This window comes from Paraburkholderia sp. CI3 (assembly GCF_050436505.1).
GTDB lineage: Bacteria > Pseudomonadota > Gammaproteobacteria > Burkholderiales > Burkholderiaceae > Paraburkholderia > Paraburkholderia tuberum.
In genome coordinates this window covers 2,300,334-2,318,073 of record NZ_JBNDMI010000003.1, presented here as the reverse complement: position 1 = coordinate 2,318,073, position 17,740 = coordinate 2,300,334, and the positions used below count along the sequence as shown (strand labels likewise).

Annotated in this window: 15 protein-coding genes; 1 reads left to right on the top strand and 14 read right to left on the bottom strand. The window is 61.7% G+C overall.

Annotated features, from left to right (window positions below; all coding sequences use genetic code 11):
• Window positions 1-10: 10 nt before the first annotated feature.
• From OKW29_RS19310 to OKW29_RS19295, 4 genes are read right to left on the bottom strand one after another with little or no spacing between them, the layout of a single operon-like run.
• Entirely contained in the window at window positions 11-1,075 is a 1,065-nt protein-coding gene (locus OKW29_RS19310; protein ID WP_429292138.1) for a WD40/YVTN/BNR-like repeat-containing protein, read from the bottom strand.
• Between the two features lie 53 nt (window positions 1,076-1,128).
• Entirely contained in the window at window positions 1,129-1,347 is a 219-nt protein-coding gene (locus tag OKW29_RS19305) for a DUF1329 domain-containing protein (RefSeq protein ID WP_429292137.1), read from the bottom strand.
• 26 nt (window positions 1,348-1,373) lie between these two features.
• Complete coding sequence (locus OKW29_RS19300; RefSeq protein WP_429292136.1) at window positions 1,374-2,723, bottom strand: DUF1329 domain-containing protein; 1,350 nt, start codon at window positions 2,721-2,723, stop codon at window positions 1,374-1,376.
• A 14-nt stretch (window positions 2,724-2,737) separates the two neighbouring features.
• On the bottom strand, window positions 2,738-4,435 hold the full coding sequence (locus OKW29_RS19295; protein ID WP_429292135.1) for a DUF1302 domain-containing protein: 1,698 nt from the start codon (window positions 4,433-4,435) through the stop codon (window positions 2,738-2,740).
• Between the two features lie 1,361 nt (window positions 4,436-5,796).
• Between OKW29_RS19295 and OKW29_RS19290 the strand changes: the two genes are divergently transcribed.
• Window positions 5,797-6,456, top strand: a complete 660-nt coding sequence (locus OKW29_RS19290; protein WP_184064309.1) for a TetR/AcrR family transcriptional regulator — start codon at window positions 5,797-5,799, stop codon at window positions 6,454-6,456.
• Between the two features lie 146 nt (window positions 6,457-6,602).
• Here OKW29_RS19290 and OKW29_RS19285 read toward each other — a convergent pair whose 3' ends face one another.
• From OKW29_RS19285 to OKW29_RS19240, 10 genes are all read right to left on the bottom strand, one after another.
• Window positions 6,603-7,832, bottom strand: a complete 1,230-nt coding sequence (locus OKW29_RS19285) for a cytochrome P450 (protein WP_429292533.1) — start codon at window positions 7,830-7,832, stop codon at window positions 6,603-6,605.
• Between the two features lie 71 nt (window positions 7,833-7,903).
• A complete protein-coding gene (locus OKW29_RS19280; RefSeq protein ID WP_429292134.1) occupies window positions 7,904-9,037 on the bottom strand; it encodes an acyl-CoA dehydrogenase family protein in 1,134 nt (377 codons plus the stop codon).
• A 9-nt stretch (window positions 9,038-9,046) separates the two neighbouring features.
• A complete protein-coding gene (locus OKW29_RS19275) occupies window positions 9,047-10,255 on the bottom strand; it encodes an acyl-CoA dehydrogenase family protein (RefSeq protein ID WP_429292133.1) in 1,209 nt (402 codons plus the stop codon).
• Window positions 10,256-10,394: 139 nt separating this feature from the next.
• Window positions 10,395-11,264 (bottom strand): MaoC/PaaZ C-terminal domain-containing protein, encoded by an 870-nt coding sequence (locus OKW29_RS19270; RefSeq protein WP_429292132.1) that lies wholly within the window; start codon window positions 11,262-11,264, stop codon window positions 10,395-10,397.
• A gap of 22 nt (window positions 11,265-11,286) precedes the next feature.
• Window positions 11,287-12,093, bottom strand: a complete 807-nt coding sequence (locus tag OKW29_RS19265; protein WP_429292131.1) for an enoyl-CoA hydratase — start codon at window positions 12,091-12,093, stop codon at window positions 11,287-11,289.
• A gap of 16 nt (window positions 12,094-12,109) precedes the next feature.
• Window positions 12,110-13,276 carry an acyl-CoA dehydrogenase family protein gene (locus tag OKW29_RS19260; RefSeq protein WP_429292130.1) on the bottom strand — a complete coding sequence of 389 codons (1,167 nt, stop codon included), beginning with the start codon at window positions 13,274-13,276 and terminating at the stop codon, window positions 12,110-12,112.
• 34 nt (window positions 13,277-13,310) lie between these two features.
• The gene (locus OKW29_RS19255) at window positions 13,311-14,465 is read right to left on the bottom strand and encodes an acyl-CoA dehydrogenase family protein (protein ID WP_429292129.1); all 1,155 of its coding nucleotides are present in this window, start codon (window positions 14,463-14,465) and stop codon (window positions 13,311-13,313) included.
• Window positions 14,466-14,496: 31 nt separating this feature from the next.
• Window positions 14,497-15,696, bottom strand: coding sequence for an acyl-CoA dehydrogenase family protein (locus tag OKW29_RS19250; protein WP_429292128.1), 1,200 nt, complete (start codon window positions 15,694-15,696; stop codon window positions 14,497-14,499).
• Between the two features lie 43 nt (window positions 15,697-15,739).
• Window positions 15,740-16,882, bottom strand: coding sequence for a CaiB/BaiF CoA transferase family protein (locus tag OKW29_RS19245; RefSeq protein WP_429292127.1), 1,143 nt, complete (start codon window positions 16,880-16,882; stop codon window positions 15,740-15,742).
• A 3-nt stretch (window positions 16,883-16,885) separates the two neighbouring features.
• On the bottom strand, window positions 16,886-17,740 hold the full coding sequence (locus OKW29_RS19240) for an SDR family oxidoreductase (RefSeq protein WP_429292126.1): 855 nt from the start codon (window positions 17,738-17,740) through the stop codon (window positions 16,886-16,888).

Here is a 17,740-nt window from a genome sequence, read left to right as displayed (position 1 = left end):
CTGCTCCCCCTTAGTGCAACTTCGACAATGCGATCCGCGACAGGCCGGCCGCACCGGCCAGCACCGCGGTGTCGCCGCGCAGCGCCATGGCGAAGATGCCGCCCGGCTGGCTCGCGCCGAGTGTATGAAACGTTGCCCCCTGGTCGACGCTCTCGAGCAGCTCGCCCGCCTGGGTCGCGAGAATAAGGTGACCGTTCGGCAGTTCAGCCGAAGCGAGAATGCTCGCGCCGGTCGGCAGCGTGATCTTGTCCCACGTCGCGCCGCCGTCGGTGGAGCGATACGCGTTGCCGAGCAGACCGTAGACGATCATCGCGTTGTGCGTGGAAGCGAGACCGAAGAAGCTACCCTTCGACGGCGTAGGCACCGCGACGAAACGCTGCTTGTCGGGATCGAGCTTGAGCAGCAGCCCCTGTTCGCCCGCGATATAAAGCGTGCCGTTGATACGGCGCATCGCATGCAGGTTCAACGCGTTGGGATTGTCGACGCGATCGAACCAGGGCACCCAGCTCTTGCCGCCGTCGTCGGTATGAAAAATGATGTTGAACGAACCGATGACCCAGCCGGAACGCTCGTCATCGAACCAGACGTCGAGAAACGGACGGCCTCCCTGGTCTGCTTCAAAGCGCTCGGCCTCTTCGCGCGACGCCTTGAGATCGGGTGAATTGCCCTGTTGCTTCGCGTAGTACTCGCTCATCAGCCTGGCCGCCTGCTGGCCGTCGAGCTGTCGCGTCCAGCTATTGCCACCGTCGGTGGTATGGAGCACCTCGCCGTCGTGTCCGACCGCCCAGCCCAGCGCGGCCGACTTGAACGTAACGGCCACCAGATCGGAACTCACCGGCACCCGTACCTGGCGCCAGTGCACGGCGGCGTCGTCCGATACGAGAATTACTCCGCGCGGACCTACCGCGACCAGGCGCTGTCCGGCCTGCGCCAGCGCCATCAGCGGTTCATGCGCAGCCTGCGGGTTGATGACGGCGGGCGAGCGCATCGGGTCGGCGAATTCGGCGTAGACCGACCCGCTCGCGGCGCATGCCGCGGCGACGATTGCCAGCCAACGAAACAGGGTCTTGCGCATTGTGTCTCCTTCACAGTAACTGGCGATCGATCACGCGAACAGTCCTGAGCTTTTTATGAAAACTTCTTTGTGCGCCACGTCTTCACATTATTGCGCTGCGCCGTACCCACGTAGCGCAGTTCCCAATCCCACGACGCTTCCTGACCGTCCTTCGGCACAGGGAACGGCTTGCCGCCGAATGCGCCGGAAACGAACAGGCCATCCTTTTCGAGCTTCGCGTTCTGCTGGTGATGCGTCCCGCCAGGCAAGCCGGGCAGGGACGCATCACTCAATACCTCATCCTCAACTCGGCGCACAATTAGCGCACACCCGCGGATTGCATACGCTCCGGCGTGAAGTAGTCGTTCGGGAAGCTCACGTTGAAGAAAATCCCGGGCGAGTCCGCCGGATGGCTGCCGAAGATATAAATGCCGCTGTTGAAGTCGTAGAACCAGTTACCGAGCGAATACGGCACCTTGTAGTCGTACGCGGGAACCGTGGTCTCAAAGCCGGCGCGATAGAGCTTGCCGGACTGGTCGTAGGCATCCATCATTCCCCCGCCGCCATCCTCGTCGAAGTACAGCGTCTTCTTGCTGTAGATGTGACGCGCGCCCGGCTTGAGCGTCAGCTCCACGACCCATACGCGGTGCAGCTCCCACCGGACATAATCAGGATTCACGAAATGCGGCGTGGTGATCTTGCTGGCCGGCGTGTCGTACTGCTGCTTGTAGTCGTTGTACGGAATGTACATTTCCTTCTTGCCGACCAGCTTCGCGTTCCAGCGATCGATCTTGCCGTAGAACAACTGGATGTCGTCCATCGTGATCGCGCCGGAATAGCCGGGGTTCGGCGTGTCGTAGGCGAGATCGGGCGCCACGCGCACGCGGCGTTGGCCCGGGTTGTATTCCCACGATTGCTGATCGTGATCGGCCGAATCCGTGAAGTACCAGAAGAGCGACGTGTCGCCAATCAGGCGGGCCGGCGACGCGTAGTCGTTATATACCTGATACCAGATCGCGAGGGGACCCTTCTTGCGAAACTCCGCTTCGTCCTTCGGCTCGAAATACGGATAGAGCAGCGAACTCTTGAACTGCGCAGCAAGAATCGGCGTGCCGCTCGAATCGACGAGCCACGTCTTCACGTTGTTTTTCTGGGCCGTTCCGACGTAGCGCATTTCCCAGTCCCACAGCGCCTCCTGACCGTTTTTCGGCACCGGGAACGGCTTGCCGCCGAACGCCCCTTCGATATAAAGGCCGTTTTTATCGAGCTTGGCACTTTCCGCGTCCTTTTCCGAGTTCTGAAGGTACCAGTCCGGATACGAAACCGAGCGGTGCGTCGGGTAAACGTCCATCCGGTAAGTCGGATAGCGCTTGAACAGCTCGATCGAGGCGGCGCTCAGTTTGTCGGCGTATTGCTGATAGTTCTGAGCCGTGATTTGCAGAACCGGCTTTTCACCAGGAAACGGGTCGGCCCATTTTCCGGAGTCGGCCTTGAACCCGGTCGGAAAGTCCTTGATGCCCCCCGTGTAGGCCGGAATCGTGCCGTCCTTGTTGCCGGCAATTTCCGCTCCGAACGGCGTGATCCCACTCTCGATCGCCAGCGTATACGGTGAGGCCCAAACCGCGGCGAGTATCGCCAGCGCCTTAAGAAGCTTTGGGAATCTTTTCACACGTGCCTCCGTCATCAAAACGTTGTCTGATAGGTGATGCCGATCCACGACTTGTCGCTGTACGGTGCACCGAGCGCCGTCGCGGCTCCCGCCGTTGAGTACCCCTTCTTGTTCATGTAGTAGGTGTAGGTAATGTCCACCTCATGCTTGTTGTAGATCGTGAAATCAAGCCCGACCACGAAGGTGTTCTGCCCCTGTGCTTCGGCCGCTGGCGCGATGACAGATGAGTAGCCCTTCAGATTCAGATTAACGAACAGCGGCATCGTCAAATCAACCCCAGGGAATACCTGATACCACTGCGGGCTCGCACCAATGCCGATCCCGGCCCAGAAGCGCGTCGAGCAGTTGTTAAACGCGGAGTTGCCCGATGCCGAACATTGGCCCGTGGTGTCATAGCTGGAATTGGCAAAGTTCCGCGCATTCGATTGCACGCTTAGCAGCTGGTTGAACGCGAATTCCGCCTGCAGGAACATGTTGTCCCACATGGGCGTCTTGCCGAACGACTGCGTGACGTTCAGCAGACCGTGCAGCGTGCGACCCGTCGGCGCATCGTTGACCGTCGTCGTGTTGACGGCATTGAGTGGCATGTTCCAGCGATACGACAGCTCGCCTGCCACTGCCGCGCTGCCGATCGCACTGTTGAAGCCAGCGCCGATCAGGTTCACGTCGTTGCCGTACTTCGCCGTAACACCGGGAAGGTTGGTGCCCGGGAAGAGTTCGGGTCCGGCACCCGGGAGTAGCACCGCCGCCCACGGCATCTTCATGGCGAAGTGGCGGTACGTAAATTCATAGGTCGTTGCGATCGAATCGACACGCCACTTGCCGTCGATGCCGATATCGCCGATCTGGCCTTTCGTCGGCGCGATGCGCGGAATCGCGAACGTGCCCAGCCCCGGAATGTTTTGGTAGCTGGCGATCGGAGGGCCGTAAAGAATAGGATCGGCACCGCCGAAATATGTGCCGCCTTCAGGCAGCCGATCGTGATTCCATTCGAACGTGTACTGCGCGCCGAGAGAGAACGTGTCGGTAATGTTCGTCGTCACGTCGGCCTGGGCCGTCGGCAACACGATTTCCTTGAGCGAAGCGCTCGGGCTCTGCGTCAGTTTCATCAGGTCGAGCGGCTGCTGACCGATGGCCACCGAGTTCGCGCCACCCAGCGTAGCAAACGCCGACTGCCCCCAGGTGACTGCCGTCCGGCCGAGCTTGACGTTGACAGAGTGACCACCGAGGTCAAAAGTGTGGAACACGAACGCATCACGCAGCTCGGCGCTCGGCCCCTGGTAGTACTTCTTGATGTAGCTGGTGTACTCGTTGTTCGGATAGTTCGGAGGAAATGCAGGATTGCTCGTATTGTGATTCTTGAACGTCGGGTCGTACCACGCGTCCATACTGATGCGGAAGCCGGACGTGTCCTTGTACTTGAAATCGAATTCGCTATAGAGGTTCAGCCTCGACTGGATCGTGCTGAACTTCGGCGTCGATAGATCGCCTTCGTCGTAGGTCGGGCTGTTCGTGTAGAAGTGGCTCGGGTTCTGAAGCCGGATGCCGTAGTCCGCACGCACCGTGTTGTCCCATTCCATGTCGATGTCCGGGTTCGGCACATCGAAGTGGAAGGCGTTGGCGTTCGCGCTCCACAACCCGCACGCTGCAGCGATGCAGGTCGCGTGCACGCCAAGGCTGATCGCACTTGGCTTTAGACTCTTCTGTTTCATGCGTCTCCTCTTGTCTTTGTCGCGCTGCCGCAGAAAAGGCCCAGGCCGTTGGACTGCCGCAGACTTTTGCAATGAAGCGAAACCGGCCTCCCTACCTCGTCAGCATCGCGCCTCGGATACCTCCCACAGCGTCACCAGAATGCGAATGCTGTTCGGAAAGATAAACGCTCGAAACTCGACTGTCAACGCTCGCTCACCCCTAAGTGATGCAATTTTCCGAACACCGTTCAAAACGCGGGGTAAACGTGGATTTGAGTTTGGTGATCAACTCGAAGCGGTCCGCGCATGACCAGGGTCGCAGTGGTGCCCAATGCGTGCAGAGCGCGTGACGCTGACGAGACAGTGGCGACGCTTGCATTTGCGAGGTGTCCGATTCGACTGCGCAGATTGACGATGCAAACCATGGATGGCTTTCGGAAAACCGTCCGAGCCGATGATGAATCGATGGGCAGGCCGGGCGCAGCCCGGATTCTTCGATTCTAGTCCGGTACGCAGTACAGGCCACGATGAGCCGGCCTTCCGTCTTTCCATTCAAGCGCGAAAGTCAGGACGAATCGCAGAAGCAGCCGAAAACGCTTGTGCGATCGGATCAGTTTCCTTTGCAGTCCTTTTATATAGGCTGTTCATGGACCGCGATCAGACGAATCCCTTATCCCGTTCCTGCGTAGAAGTGCCTTTCTGGTTTGCGAGGAGGAGGCGGGAACACGCGCCATGCCCCGTCGTCGTGCCGAAAGAAGAATATCGCGAAGGAGTTCTCCGCGGCGGACGACCGCGCAAGTACACACCTCGTCTGGCCTGAACTTGCGAAAGTACATCGGGTGATGTGCACCGAGGTGGTTGCAGTGGGCGCAATCCACTTGTCGATCAGCGAACGCAAAGAACCTTCCCCAACCTTCATGTCCAGCTCCTTCTACCGCCCTGTGCGCGCTGCTGACATCACAACCACGAACGCAAATTGGCGACTCTAACCGGCCAACCCCAAACCCTGCGGATCTGCTGCTTCGGCTTGCGACACACGGGAATGGTCGGTTTCCGGCGTAATGTGTCGATTGACTAAATAGTAGTAGTCAGCCGACCCATTATCAAGCCCAGATGACACTAGGGGAAATGCTGATATGGACAAATCTACCCTTTATTCGGGTAGGATATGTGATGCCGCGAGTGACTGGATCAGGCTTTATCTAAAAGCTAATTAGTCAGAAGACGCATATTTATTCGTCATCCGACTATCATCAGGTCAATGTCGGCGCTGCGCGATCAGGATCGAACGCCGTTCGTACCAGGCGGGGTATAGCCCGCAGATACACATCCCGGACTGGCAACAAGCGCGAGGACAGCAGACGCCAAGGAGAGCACAACAGATGAAAGACCTGACCATCTCATCGGCAGACCTCGGCAACACGGCAGCAGACGGGCCCAGACGGCGCGGGAACAGAACGACCCGCGTGCCCGCCATCATCGAAGTGGCGATCGAGGTCTTCGCATCCGAAGGTAACGCTGGTTTCACTCAACGCCGAATTGCCAGCGAGGCAGGGATTCGACTGAGGACCTTGCAGCACTACTTCAGCACCCGCGAAGAACTATTGCGGGCCACGATCGAGGCATACACGGATCGCTATTTCGAGCACTATCGGACGATCGCCCAAGACAAATCCCGGTCACCGGAAGCACGACTGGATGTCATCGTCGACGAGGCGTTCTCCGTACTGACGGCGAGCGGCGGAAACCGCGTTAGCGCCTTTGTGCTGGAATGCTGGAGCCTCGCAGAGCATGAGCCCTTTCTGCATGCCCTGATGGCGAAATCTACTGCGGATTTTCAGGGTCTCCTGGCGGAACTGATCGCGCAGATCAACCCAACCTTGCCCTCGGGAGAATGCACGTTGCGCGGCGCCCTACTCCTTTCACATCTGCACGGTCTGGTCGTCTTTCTTCGCCGGTCCGGCGCGGACACATTTAATGCGGACTCGTTCCGTCACGCCATGAAGGTCGTCTGGCGAGCGTTGAGCAAGGCATCTCCATAAAACTGCAAGGCAGCTGCTTGTGCCAGAATCGCGCCCGGCCCGGATGGAGCGGTCGGCGCGCCATGTGACGGGCGCACCGAGCCGCGGATCCCCTTCTACAGACGCACATGGTCACAATGGCCTGCTCAGACCATTGCGACCGATCCTCAGCGGACCACGTCCCAGACAAGAGGCAAGTGGTATAGCGTGCCGTTCACACCTCCGTGGACACCCGCTTTCTCGCCAGGCTTGATCTGGAAATCGGGAATCCGCTTAAGCCATTCCTGAAGGAAAACCTTCAACTCCACGCGCGCAAGGAACGAGCCGGGACAACGATGCGCGCCATTGCCGAACGTCGAATGAATCGGCGTAGGCCGAGCGAAATCGACGCTCAGCGGAGCGTCGAACTTCCTCTCGTCCAGACCGTGCAGTGTGGTCGGCATGATGATCATGTCACCCGCCTTCATCTGCACGCCCTTGTACTCGAAATCGTGTGTGATCCGCCGCCCTTGATTGACCACCGGGAAGCGCCGCAGAAGCTCGTCCACGGCCTTCTGCGTCAGTTCGGGGTTGTCGATGAGCTGCTTGCGGTGGGCCGGGCTGCCGGCGAGGAATCGCGCGATAAAACCCATTGCCGAGGCAACCGTGTCGAGGCCGCCAATCAGCACGAGACCACAGAGCCCCCGCACTTCTTCGTCGGTGAGCGCGCGCCCGTCGATCTTCGAATGGACAATCTTGCTGATGAGATCGTCACCCGGGTTCGCGCGGCGTTCCGCAATCTTCACCCCCAGGTACTGAAAAATCGCACCGAGCGCCTTGAGCTTCTCGTTGGCATCGACCGGGCGGACCATCTTGTCAGCGAGGCCGAGCAAGTACTCGCGATCCTCGGCGGGCAGCGCCACCATGTTCATGAAAATGCCGATCGGAAGATGCTGCGCAAACCCCGATACGAATTCCACCTCGCCCTTGAGATAAAAGCCGTCGATCAATTCGATCGCCATTTCGCGCGCCTTCTCCTCGAGCTTGCCGATTGCCTGCGGCATGAACGCGGGCGCGATCAGCGCGCGATAGGCGGTGTGCTGCGGAGGATCGAAGAAGATCGGCGGCAACGGTTGATGCTCGACGAGCGGCACTGTCAGCTGCTTCGACGAGAAATTCTCATAGTCCTTGAAAATGTGATAGATGTCATCGCCGCGCGTCGCGATCCAGTGTCCGCCGTTGCGGGGTGTCCAGAGAATGTCGGGAATGCCTTCGGCGTGCAACTGCTTGAGCGAGAGATGGTAGTCGTCTTCGGCACCCGGCGGATTGTAGATATCGATGTCGAACACGCGTTCAGGCAATACGTGCGCGGGAATTGGCGCCAGCTCCGGAGTCGCGCCATGAGCAGCTACTGACATCAGTTGTCTCCTTTCTTCAAATCGACCGGCATGTGCGGTCGGGACCATTCTTGTCGTCTGATTAACTGCAATTACAGGAACGCGCCGTACAGCTCGATATGGTGTTCGGTGTTTCCCCAAGTCATGTCGATGCAGGTGAGCCGCTTCACGTACCACCCCACCGCCAGTTCGTCCGTCATGCCCATCCCGCCGTGCAGTTGTACCGCTTGCTGCGCCACGAAGCGTGCACTACGGCCAATCAGCGCCTTTGCGGCAGTCACAGCACGATGGGCTTCCAGCTCGTCGTCATCGCCAAGTTTCGCCGCCGCAAAGTAGACCATCGATTTCGCCTGCTCTACGGCGGTCAAAATATCGGCGGCGCGATGCTGCAGCGCCTGGAATTTGCCGATCGGCGAACCAAACTGCTTTCGCGTGCGCAGGTATTCAAAGGTCAGATCGCTCAGCCGCGACATCGCGCCCACCGCTTCCGCACAGAGCGCGAAAATACCTTGATCGACGGTCCACTCGAGCAACGGATAGCCCTGATCGACGACGCCGATGACAGCACTTGCATCGACGCGCACGTCGTCCACCACCACCTCGGCGACACGCTGCCCGTCGAGTGCCGGAAATCCTTTGACGCTGACGCCTTGCGTTCGCGCATCGACGGCGAACAGCGTGATGCCGTGCTTGTCGATCTGCTCGCCTGCGGTACGCGCCGAAACCAGCAGAATGTCCGCGCTGTCGCCGTGCAGTACAACGCCTTTGCGTCCATTCAGGATGAACCCGTCACGCGTTGGCTCGGCCCTCATCGCAACATCCCACAAATCGAAACGCGCGCCCGGTTCAAGCGTCGCCAGCGCGGTCTTCAGGCTGCCGTCCGCGATACCAGCCAGCCACTCCGCCTTGCGCGCCTCGTGTCCCGCGCGCCCGATCAGCTTCGCGCCGATTACGGCCGTCGAAACAAACGGCTCCAGTACGAGCCCACGGCCGAAGGCCTCCATCACGAGCATGGTCTCGACCGGGCCCGTGCCAAGGCCGCCATGATCCTGCGGCACGTTCAGCGCCAACACGCCCATTTCGGCGAGCGTAGTCCAGTGACCAGCCGACCAGCCCTCGGGAGTAGCGGCGAGACGGCGCCTCGCCTCGAAGTCGTATTCCTTTTCGACGAAACGGCCGACCACGTCGGCCAGCATCTGTTCCTCTTCAACCAGCGTGAAGTCCATGGCGTGTCCTCAGATGCCGAGCGCCTGCCTGGCGATGATGTTTTTCTGCACTTCAGTCGAACCGCCGTAGATCGAAATCTTGCGCCAGTCCAGGTAGTGCGCGGCCAGCGCGTTGAGCAGCTCGCCGTTCGCGGTTTCGCCGCGCCAGTCCGCCTCCAGCGCTTCGCTTACAAAAGGCACCGCATAGGGGCCTGCGCATTCCATGATCAGCTCCGTAAGCTCCTGCTGAATCTCCGAACCGCGGATTTTCAGCACCGAAGCCTCCGGTCCGATGGGACGTCCTGCAGTTTCGGCTGAGACGACGCGCAGCAGCGACCATTCGTGCGCGATCAAATCGATTTCCACCCTGGCGATGCGATCGCGAAAGCGAACGTCCTCGATGAGAGGCTTGCCGTGCTTACGCTCGGTGCTGGCAATCTCCTTCAGACGTCGCATGAAACGCTTGCAGTTGCCGAGGCCGGCGATGTTGGTCCGCTCGTGGCCGAGCAGATACTTGGCGATCGACCAGCCGCGATGCTCCTCACCGACGAGATTGCTCACTGGCACTGCCACATTGTCGAAGAACACTTCGTTGACGTCGTGGCCGCCGTCAAGCGTGCGGATGGGTCTGACCGTCATGCCGGGCGTCGACATATCGATCAGCAGGAACGAGATGCCTTCCTGTGGGCGGCCGCTGCCATCCGTGCGGACCAGGCAGAAAATCCAGTTCGCCCATTGGGCAAACGAGGTCCAGATCTTCTGGCCGTTGACGACGTAGAACAGTTGACCGTCGCGCTCGACGCGGTCCGCACGCGTCTTGAGCGACGCCAGATCGGAACCCGCACCCGGCTCGGAGTAACCCTGACACCACCAGTCCTCCATCGAGATGATGCGCGGCAGGAACCGTTCGCGCTGCGCGTCGGTGCCGAACTTCTGGATTACAGGTCCAACCATCGAAAGGCCAAACGGCATCTGGCGCGGCGCGCCGGCGGTAAAGCATTCCTCGTCGAAAATGTTGCGCTGCGCGGCATTCCAGGCGGCGCCGCCGAATTGCGCGGGCCATGCAGGTGCGCCCCATCCCTTCCCGGCCAGAATGCGTTGCCAGCGCACGTAGTCTTCGCGCGGCACATGGCGGAAGTTCAGCACCCGTTCACGAATGTCGTCGGGCAAATGAGTGGCTACGAATTCGCGCACCGTGGCGCGAAATTCCTTGTCGGCGGGACTCTCTTTCAGGTCCATTTCAGCCTCCCGCCGGGCCGCCCCCAAGGGAGGCTGAAGCCCCCCCGGGGGGCCGCGAACAACAGTGAGCATGGGGGTCGTTTCATTTCAGGCTCCAGTCGCGGCCCGGCAAAGCTCGTTGGCGTCGCCGGGCGCGGTTTCAGGCAATTTCCACGATTCCGTTGTTCAGCACCACCACATCGCGTGCGTCGACGCGCGCCCGCAGATGCAGACGCGTGTCAGTGTCCCGCCAGAACTGGAAGCGCACTTCTTCGCCGGGGTACACCGGCGCGGTCAGGCGCAAGGCGAGTCGCTTCAGACGCTTTGCGTCGTTGCCCGCGAAGGTGCGAATCGCGGCGTAACCCGCCATGCCATAGGTCGCGAGGCCGTGAAGAATGGGCCGGTTGAATCCGGCTTTCGACGCCACCTCCGGGTCCGCGTGCAGGGGGTTGGCGTCGCCCGAAAGGCGGTAGATCAACGCTGCATGCGCGCCGGTCGAAAAGACGTACTCCGCGTCCGGCGCGCGCTCCGGCACAGCCGGAAGCGCTTCGGGCGGCGCGTCGCTCGCGCCCGACTCGGCGCTGAACCCTCCGTCGCCGCGCAGAAAGGACACCTGCCGGACTTCGGCAAGTTGTTCGCCCGTCGAGGCGTCGATGATGTCACGCTTGAGTTCGACGATCGCGCCCTTGCCCGCGCCCTTGTCCGAGATGCGGCTCACCCGTGTCTTGCTGACGATGGTCGCTGCAACCGGCATCGGGCGCATGAAGCGAACGTCCTGCTCACCGTGCACGAGCTTCAAGTAGTCGATGCCCGTGCGCGGATCGCGCATCCACGATTTCGGCCACGCGAACGCGGCCGCGCAAGTCGGCATCGCTTGCAGGTCCTTTTCATAGACGTAGCGCAGCTGTTCTGCGTCCAGCGGGTTTGCGCCCAACCCGAGACCCAGCGAATACAGCATCACGTCGCGCTCGCTATATGTCTGCGTGACATCTTCGATCGGCCAGTTCTTGACGACTTCGTAGTTCAGCATGAGGTGGTAGTCCTATGTGTGCTCAGTAGTCCGTGAAGTTGGGTTTGCGCTTCTCGAGAAAGCTCGCCATGCCTTCCTTGTAGTCATCGCACTGGTTGGCGATCGGCATGTCCAACCCGGCGTGTATCACCGCCTCGTGGGGCGTCTGGAACGGCACCTCCCAGACCTGCTCCTTCATGAGGCGCATCGAGCGCGGCGAGCAGTACTCCGCCATTTCACGCGCGTACGCATAGGTCTCCTCGACCAGCTTGTCCGCCGGAATTGCCCGATTCACGAGTCCCATACGTTCGGCTTCGCGCCCCTTGATCTTGCGCCCCGAAAGCAGCAGGTCGAGCGCGTGTGCCTGGCCGACGTGGCGCGCGAGTATCCAGGCCATGCCGTATTCCGCGCTCAGGCCGCGGCGCGCGAATGCCGTCGTGATGGTCGCGTCTTCGGACGCAAAGCGGATGTCGCAGAAAAGGGCGTGGATCAGGCCAATGCCGACAGTGGCGCCGTTGAGCATCGCGATCACCGGCTTCGGAATGGCCGGGTAGTAAGAGCAGCGCGTCTGCCAGTCGGCGCGCTTGCGCATGTCGAACGGGCGCGGCAATTTCGTCATCAGCGCGGCGGGGTCGCCGCCGAAGCTGTGAATATCGCCGCCCGCGCAAAATGCCTTGCCGGCGCCGGTGAAAACGATCACGCGCACGCCATGGTCCGCGCCCGCCACTTGCATCGCCTCGTACACTTCGGTCGCCAACTGGTCGTTCCAGGTGTTCATGTGTTCCGGACGGTTCAGCGTGATCGTCGCTACCCGGTCCTTGACGTCGTACAGAATGGTCTCGAAGCGCATCAGATCCCTCCAAAGCTCAGAATGAACGCGGCAGGTCGAGCACGTGCTCGGCGACGTAGGACAGAATCAGGTTCGTCGAAATCGGCGCCACCTGATAGAGCCGGGTTTCGCGGAACTTGCGCTCGACATCGTATTCGCAGGCGAAACCGAAGCCGCCATGGGTCTGCAGACAGGCATTCGCGGCTTTCCACGAAGCCGTGGCCGAGAGATGCTTCGCCATGTTCGCTTCCGCGCCGCACGGTTGATGGTTGTCGAACAGTTCGCAGGCCTTGTAGCGCATCAGATCCGCCGCGCGCACGTCGATGTAGGCCTCGGCGATCGGGAACTGGATGCCCTGGTTCATACCGATGGGCCGGTCGAACACGATACGCTCGCTGGCGTACTTCGACGCGCGCTCGACGAACCAGTAGCCGTCGCCGATGCACTCGGCCGCGATCAGTGCGCGCTCGGCGTTGAGTCCGTCGAGGATGTACTTGAAGCCCTTGCCTTCCTCGCCAATCAGGTTCTCTTCAGGAATCTCCAGATTGTCGAAGAACAGCTCGTTCGTCTCGTGATTGACCATGTTCGGAATCGGCCGCACGGTCAGGCCATTGCCGATAGCCTGGTGCAGGTCCACGAGAAAGCACGACAGCCCATCCGACTTCGTCTTCACGTCCGACAACGGCGTGGTGCGTGCGAGCAGGATCATCATGTCCGAATGCTGCACGCGCGAAATCCATACCTTCTGGCCATTGACCACGTAGCGGCCGTCTTTCTTCACGGCGGTGGTCTTCAGCTTCGTGGTGTCCGTTCCCGTGGTCGGCTCGGTCACGCCCATCGACTGCAGGCGCAGTTCGCCGCACGCGATCTTGGGAAGGTACTTGCGCTTTTGTGCTTCCGAGCCGTTACGCAGCAACGTATTCATGTTGTACATCTGGCCGTGGCAGAACCCGGAGTTGCCGCCGTTGCGGTTGATCTCCTCCATGATCACGGACGCCTCGGTCAACCCGAGACCTGAACCGCCATACTCCTGAGGGATCAGCGCGGCCATCCAGCCGGCCTTCGTCAGCGCGTCCACAAACGCCTCGGGATAGACGCGCTCGTGATCGATGCGGCGCCAGTACTCGTCGGGGTACGCCTTCGAGAGGTCGCGCAAGGCGTCGCGCAGTTCCTGATATTGATCGGGTGGGGAAATTCGGCTCATGAATGGTTTCCGTTTGCTTGGCTGGACGCGCGGCTCACGCTGCTGCATCGATCAGTCCGCCGGCATTGGCGAGCTGGGTCAGATGATGTTCGGTCGAACCGAACTGGATATCGATCACGCTCAGGCGTCTCAGGTAGTGACCGATCTTGCACTCCTCGGTCATCCCAATGCCGCCGTGCAATTGCACGCCTTGTTGACCGACGAAGCGGCCCGAGCGCCCGATCTGCACTTTCGCCGCCGACATACTGCGATCGCGTTCCGCCGCGTCCTGCTCCTCGCTCATCATGGTCGCGAAGAGCGCCATGCTGCGCGCCTGCTCCACCATGACGAGCATGTCGACTGCACGATGCTGGAGCGCCTGGAATGATCCGATAGGCACCCCGAACTGCTTGCGGACCTTCAGATACGCCACGGTTTCTTCGTGCGCAGCTGCCATTGCACCTACGGCTTCCGCGCTCACTGCCGCGATCGCGTGCGCAACGACCGTTTCGATGAGCGGCAATGCAGCGCCCGCCACGCCCAGAACGTCGCTATCTGGAACGCGCACCCCCGACAACTCAACGTCGGCCGCACGCAGCCGGTCTTGCGTCGGATACGTGTGGCGCGTCACGCCCTGCGCGTCGGCCCTGACCACGAACAGCCCGATGCCGTCACGCCCGCGCCTACCACCGGACACGCGCGCCGACACCACGAGAACGTCGGCGCTGCCGCCGTGGAGCACAACGCGCTTGGCGCCGTCGAGCACCCAGCCGGCGGCTTCGCGCCGTGCGGTAGTCGCAACGTCCGCGAGGTCGTACCGCGCCTGCGCCTCGCTGTGCGCGAACGCCATCTGCAACTGGCCCTGCGCAATCTGCGGCAGAATCGCCGCGCGTTGCGCCGCGTTGCCGCCAAGCCGCACCAAGCCGCCGCCTAGCACGACCGTCGCGAGATACGGTTCGACCGCGAGAGCGCGGCCCAACGCCTCCATCACGATCATCGTTTCGACAGGGCCGCAGTGGCTGCCGCCGTATTCCTCGTCAAACGAAAGGCCCAGCAGACCCATGTCGGCGTAACGCGCCCAATGCTCGCGGCTGAAACCGTCCGGCTCAGCGAGATACTTCGCGCGCTGCTCGAACCCGTACTCGTCTTTGACGAGCCGGTCGACGCTGTCCTTGAGCATGCGTTGCTCATCGGTGAAATCAAAGTCCATATCTGATGCTTCTCCGCAGTTCGCCCGTCGCTCAAAGTCCGAGTACGGACTTGGCGAGAATGTTCTTCTGAATCTCGTTGGAGCCGCCCACGATCGAGACATGACGCGCGAAGTAGTGATTCGGCGCAACGGTGAGCGCCCATTCGGGTTCGCGAACCGGATCGGCAAGCCCACGCAGGAAGTCGAGGTCGAGCGGTAGAGCATCCGGCCCTGCCACCTCGAGGAGCAATTCAGCTGCAAGTTGCTGCAGCTCCGAACCCTTGATCTTCAGGATTGAAGTCTTCGGGTCGGGCACATGGCTCTCCTGCGAGCTGCTCTCGGCGATCACGCGCATCTGCGTCATCTCCAGGGCCTTCAGTTCCACCTCGACAGCTGCGACACGTTCACGAAAACGCGGGTCGTCCCACAGCACACCGTCGCCGCAGGGCACGCGCTTCGCCAGATCCTTCGCGTGACGCACGCGCATCTTCGAAACGCCCACGCGCGCAATGCCGCTGCGTTCGTTGCCAAGGAGGTACTTCGCGTATTCCCAACCCTTGTTCTCTTCGCCAATTCGGTTCGCAACCGGCACCCGCACGTTGTCGAAGAACACCTCGTTGGTTTCATGGTGGCCGTCGATCGTGATGATCGGGCGCACGGTCAGGCCCGGCGTCTTCATGTCGATCAGCAGGTACGTGATGCCCTGCTGCTTCTTGCCGCTCGAATCCGTGCGTACGAGACAGAACATCCAGTCCGCGTGATGCGCCGTCGAAGTCCAGAGCTTCTGGCCGTTGATCACGTAGTGGTCCCCGTCGCGCACCGCCTGGGTTCGCAGCGCGGCCAGGTCCGAACCGGCTCCGGGCTCGGAGAATCCCTGGCAGAACCAGTATTCGAGGCTCGCGATGCGAGGCAGGAAATGGCGCTTCTGCTCCTCGCTGCCGAACGCGATCAAAACCGGACCGATCATGTTCACGTTGAATGACAGCGTCTCGGGCGCCGGGGCCATGTGCAGCTCTTCCTTGAAGATGTATTGCTGCACCGCGCTCCAGCCCGTCCCGCCCCACGCCTTGTCCCACGCTGGCGTCGCCCAGCCGCGCTCGTAGAGCATGCGTTGCCAGCGGCGCAGGTCGGCCGCCGAATAGCGCTGCCCCGAGGTAGCTTTGCGTCGGATGTCGGCCGGCAGCGCTTCCTTGAAGAAGGCTCTGACCTCATTGCGGAACGCCAGCTCTTCGTCGGTATATCGCAGATCCATGAGTGTCTCGTTTCGTCTTTATGGGTCGCCTGTCGGGCGCGGCTCAGGCCAGCGTTCCCGCTTCTTTCAACTCGCCAATGCGGCCCGGTTCGAGCCATGCCGCCAGCGCGGCGTCGATCGTGGTCGCGTCGGGCGCCTCGGGCGCCGTCGGCTTCGCGGGCACCGTGGCGGAGAAGCGCGGCGCCGGCGCGGGCTGCACGATGCCGTCCACTTCGATGAACGTGCCGCGCGCCTTCAGATGCGCATGCCCGGGTGCCTCGGTCCACGACAGAACCGGTGCGAAGCACGCGTCCGTGTGTTCGAGCAAGGTGGTCCATTGCTCGCGTGTGCGTCGCTTGAATTTCAGCGCGAACAGTGCGCGCGCGGCGGGCCAGTTGCTTGCATCGAGCTGCGTACCCAGCGTTTGCGGATCGATGTCGAGCAGGCGGAGGAGTTCGAGATAGAACTTGTCCTCGATGGGACCGACCGTGATCCACTTGCCGTCCGCGCATTCATAAACGTCGTAGAAGTGCGATCCCGAATCCGTGATATTCGTCCCGCGCCCGTCGCGCCAGATGCCGGCAGCCTGCATGCCGAAGAACGTGGTAGCAAGATTGGCCGTGCCGTCGACGATCGCGGCATCCACGATCTGTCCCGCGCCGCCGTTGCGCGCATGCAGGATCGCCGACAGGAGCCCCATTGCAAGGTACAGCGAACCGCCCGCATAGTCGCCGATCAGATTCAGCGGTATCGACGGTGGCTGATCGCGGCGGCCAATTGCGTTGAGGACGCCGGTGATCGCGATGTAGTTCAGGTCATGCCCGGCGTACTGCGCGAGCGGACCTTCCTGGCCCCATCCCGTGATGCGTCCGTAAGCGAGCTTCGGATTGCGTTCGAGGCAGGCCTGCGGACCCAGCCCGAGTCGCTCGGTTACGCCGGGTCGGAAACCTTCTATCAGGGCATCGGCGCGCTCCACCAGCGTGAGCACGAGTTCGACGGCCTCCGGGTCTTTCAGGTCGAGCGCAATCGTCTTTCGGTTGCGCAGCAACAGGTTGTAGCGCAGCGGACGCTCGATACCGAGCTTGACCGGCTGGCGACGTTCGATGCGCAACACCGTCGCACCCAGATCGGCGAGCAGCATCGCCGCCATGGGCCCCGGGCCGATGCCGGCCAGCTCGATGATTCGAACTCCTGCAAGCGGACCCATGGTTCAACCCTTGCGAGCGTGGGCGCGCATGGCGTCCCATTGCTCGTCGGTCCAGTCCTGCATCGCGCGGAAGGTCGGGCCGCCCACCCCCTGCATCCAGCGGCCGCCGTCGATCACGATCATGTCGCCGGTGATGTAGCCGGAGCCATTGGACGCCAGATACGCATAGAGATTGGCAAGTTCCGCGTGATCGCCGAAGCGCCTCAGCGGCACCGAGCGCTCCTGCGGCTCGACCTGCGAGCCCGGCGGGTACAACTGCTCCCATGCGCCCGGCGTCGGGAACAGTCCGGGCGCCACCGCGTTCAGGCGAATGCCCTTCGGGCCCCACTCGACCGCAAGGCTGCGGGTCATGGCGAGAATACCCGCCTTCGCGGCCGCTGACGGCACGGTAAAGGCCGAGCCGGTCATCGTGGGCGTCGATACGGTACTGATCACGTTGCCCGGCTGACCCGCGTCGATCCAGCGCTTGCCCGCCGCGATCGTGCAATAGAAGCTGCCGTGCAGCACGATGTCGAGCACGGCATCCACCGCGCGCGCCGACAGGCTTTCCGTGCGCGCGATGAAGTTGGCCGCCGCGTTGTTCAGCAATACGTCGAGCGGACCATCGCGCCAGATGGTCTCCATCATCGACTCGACGGACTCGGCGCTGCGCACGTCCGCCTGCACCGTCGTGACACGCGCGCCAGGCACGACGCCGCGAAACTCGTCGGCCGTTGCGTCCAGCACTTCCTTGCGGCGACCGCAGATGACGAGATCGGCGCCCAGTTCGAGGTAGCGCAGGCCGATACTCTTACCAAGGCCGGTGCCTCCCCCGGTGATGAGGATTCTTTTGTTCTTCAGCAGGTCAGGCGTAAACAT

Coding starts and splice junctions, on each gene's coding strand:
- OKW29_RS19310 (WP_429292138.1), bottom strand. CDS start 1,075: ATGCGCAAGACCCTGTTTCGTTGGCTGGCAATCGTCGCCGCGGCATGC.
- OKW29_RS19245 (WP_429292127.1), bottom strand. CDS start 16,882: ATGGGTCCGCTTGCAGGAGTTCGAATCATCGAGCTGGCCGGCATCGGC.
- OKW29_RS19295 (WP_429292135.1), bottom strand. CDS start 4,435: ATGAAACAGAAGAGTCTAAAGCCAAGTGCGATCAGCCTTGGCGTGCAC.
- OKW29_RS19275 (WP_429292133.1), bottom strand. CDS start 10,255: ATGGACCTGAAAGAGAGTCCCGCCGACAAGGAATTTCGCGCCACGGTG.
- OKW29_RS19260 (WP_429292130.1), bottom strand. CDS start 13,276: ATGAGCCGAATTTCCCCACCCGATCAATATCAGGAACTGCGCGACGCC.
- OKW29_RS19285 (WP_429292533.1), bottom strand. CDS start 7,832: ATGTCAGTAGCTGCTCATGGCGCGACTCCGGAGCTGGCGCCAATTCCC.
- OKW29_RS19250 (WP_429292128.1), bottom strand. CDS start 15,696: ATGGATCTGCGATATACCGACGAAGAGCTGGCGTTCCGCAATGAGGTC.
- OKW29_RS19240 (WP_429292126.1), bottom strand. CDS start 17,740: ATGTTTACGCCTGACCTGCTGAAGAACAAAAGAATCCTCATCACCGGG.
- OKW29_RS19280 (WP_429292134.1), bottom strand. CDS start 9,037: ATGGACTTCACGCTGGTTGAAGAGGAACAGATGCTGGCCGACGTGGTC.
- OKW29_RS19270 (WP_429292132.1), bottom strand. CDS start 11,264: ATGCTGAACTACGAAGTCGTCAAGAACTGGCCGATCGAAGATGTCACG.
- OKW29_RS19290 (WP_184064309.1), top strand. CDS start 5,797: ATGAAAGACCTGACCATCTCATCGGCAGACCTCGGCAACACGGCAGCA.
- OKW29_RS19255 (WP_429292129.1), bottom strand. CDS start 14,465: ATGGACTTTGATTTCACCGATGAGCAACGCATGCTCAAGGACAGCGTC.
- OKW29_RS19265 (WP_429292131.1), bottom strand. CDS start 12,093: ATGCGCTTCGAGACCATTCTGTACGACGTCAAGGACCGGGTAGCGACG.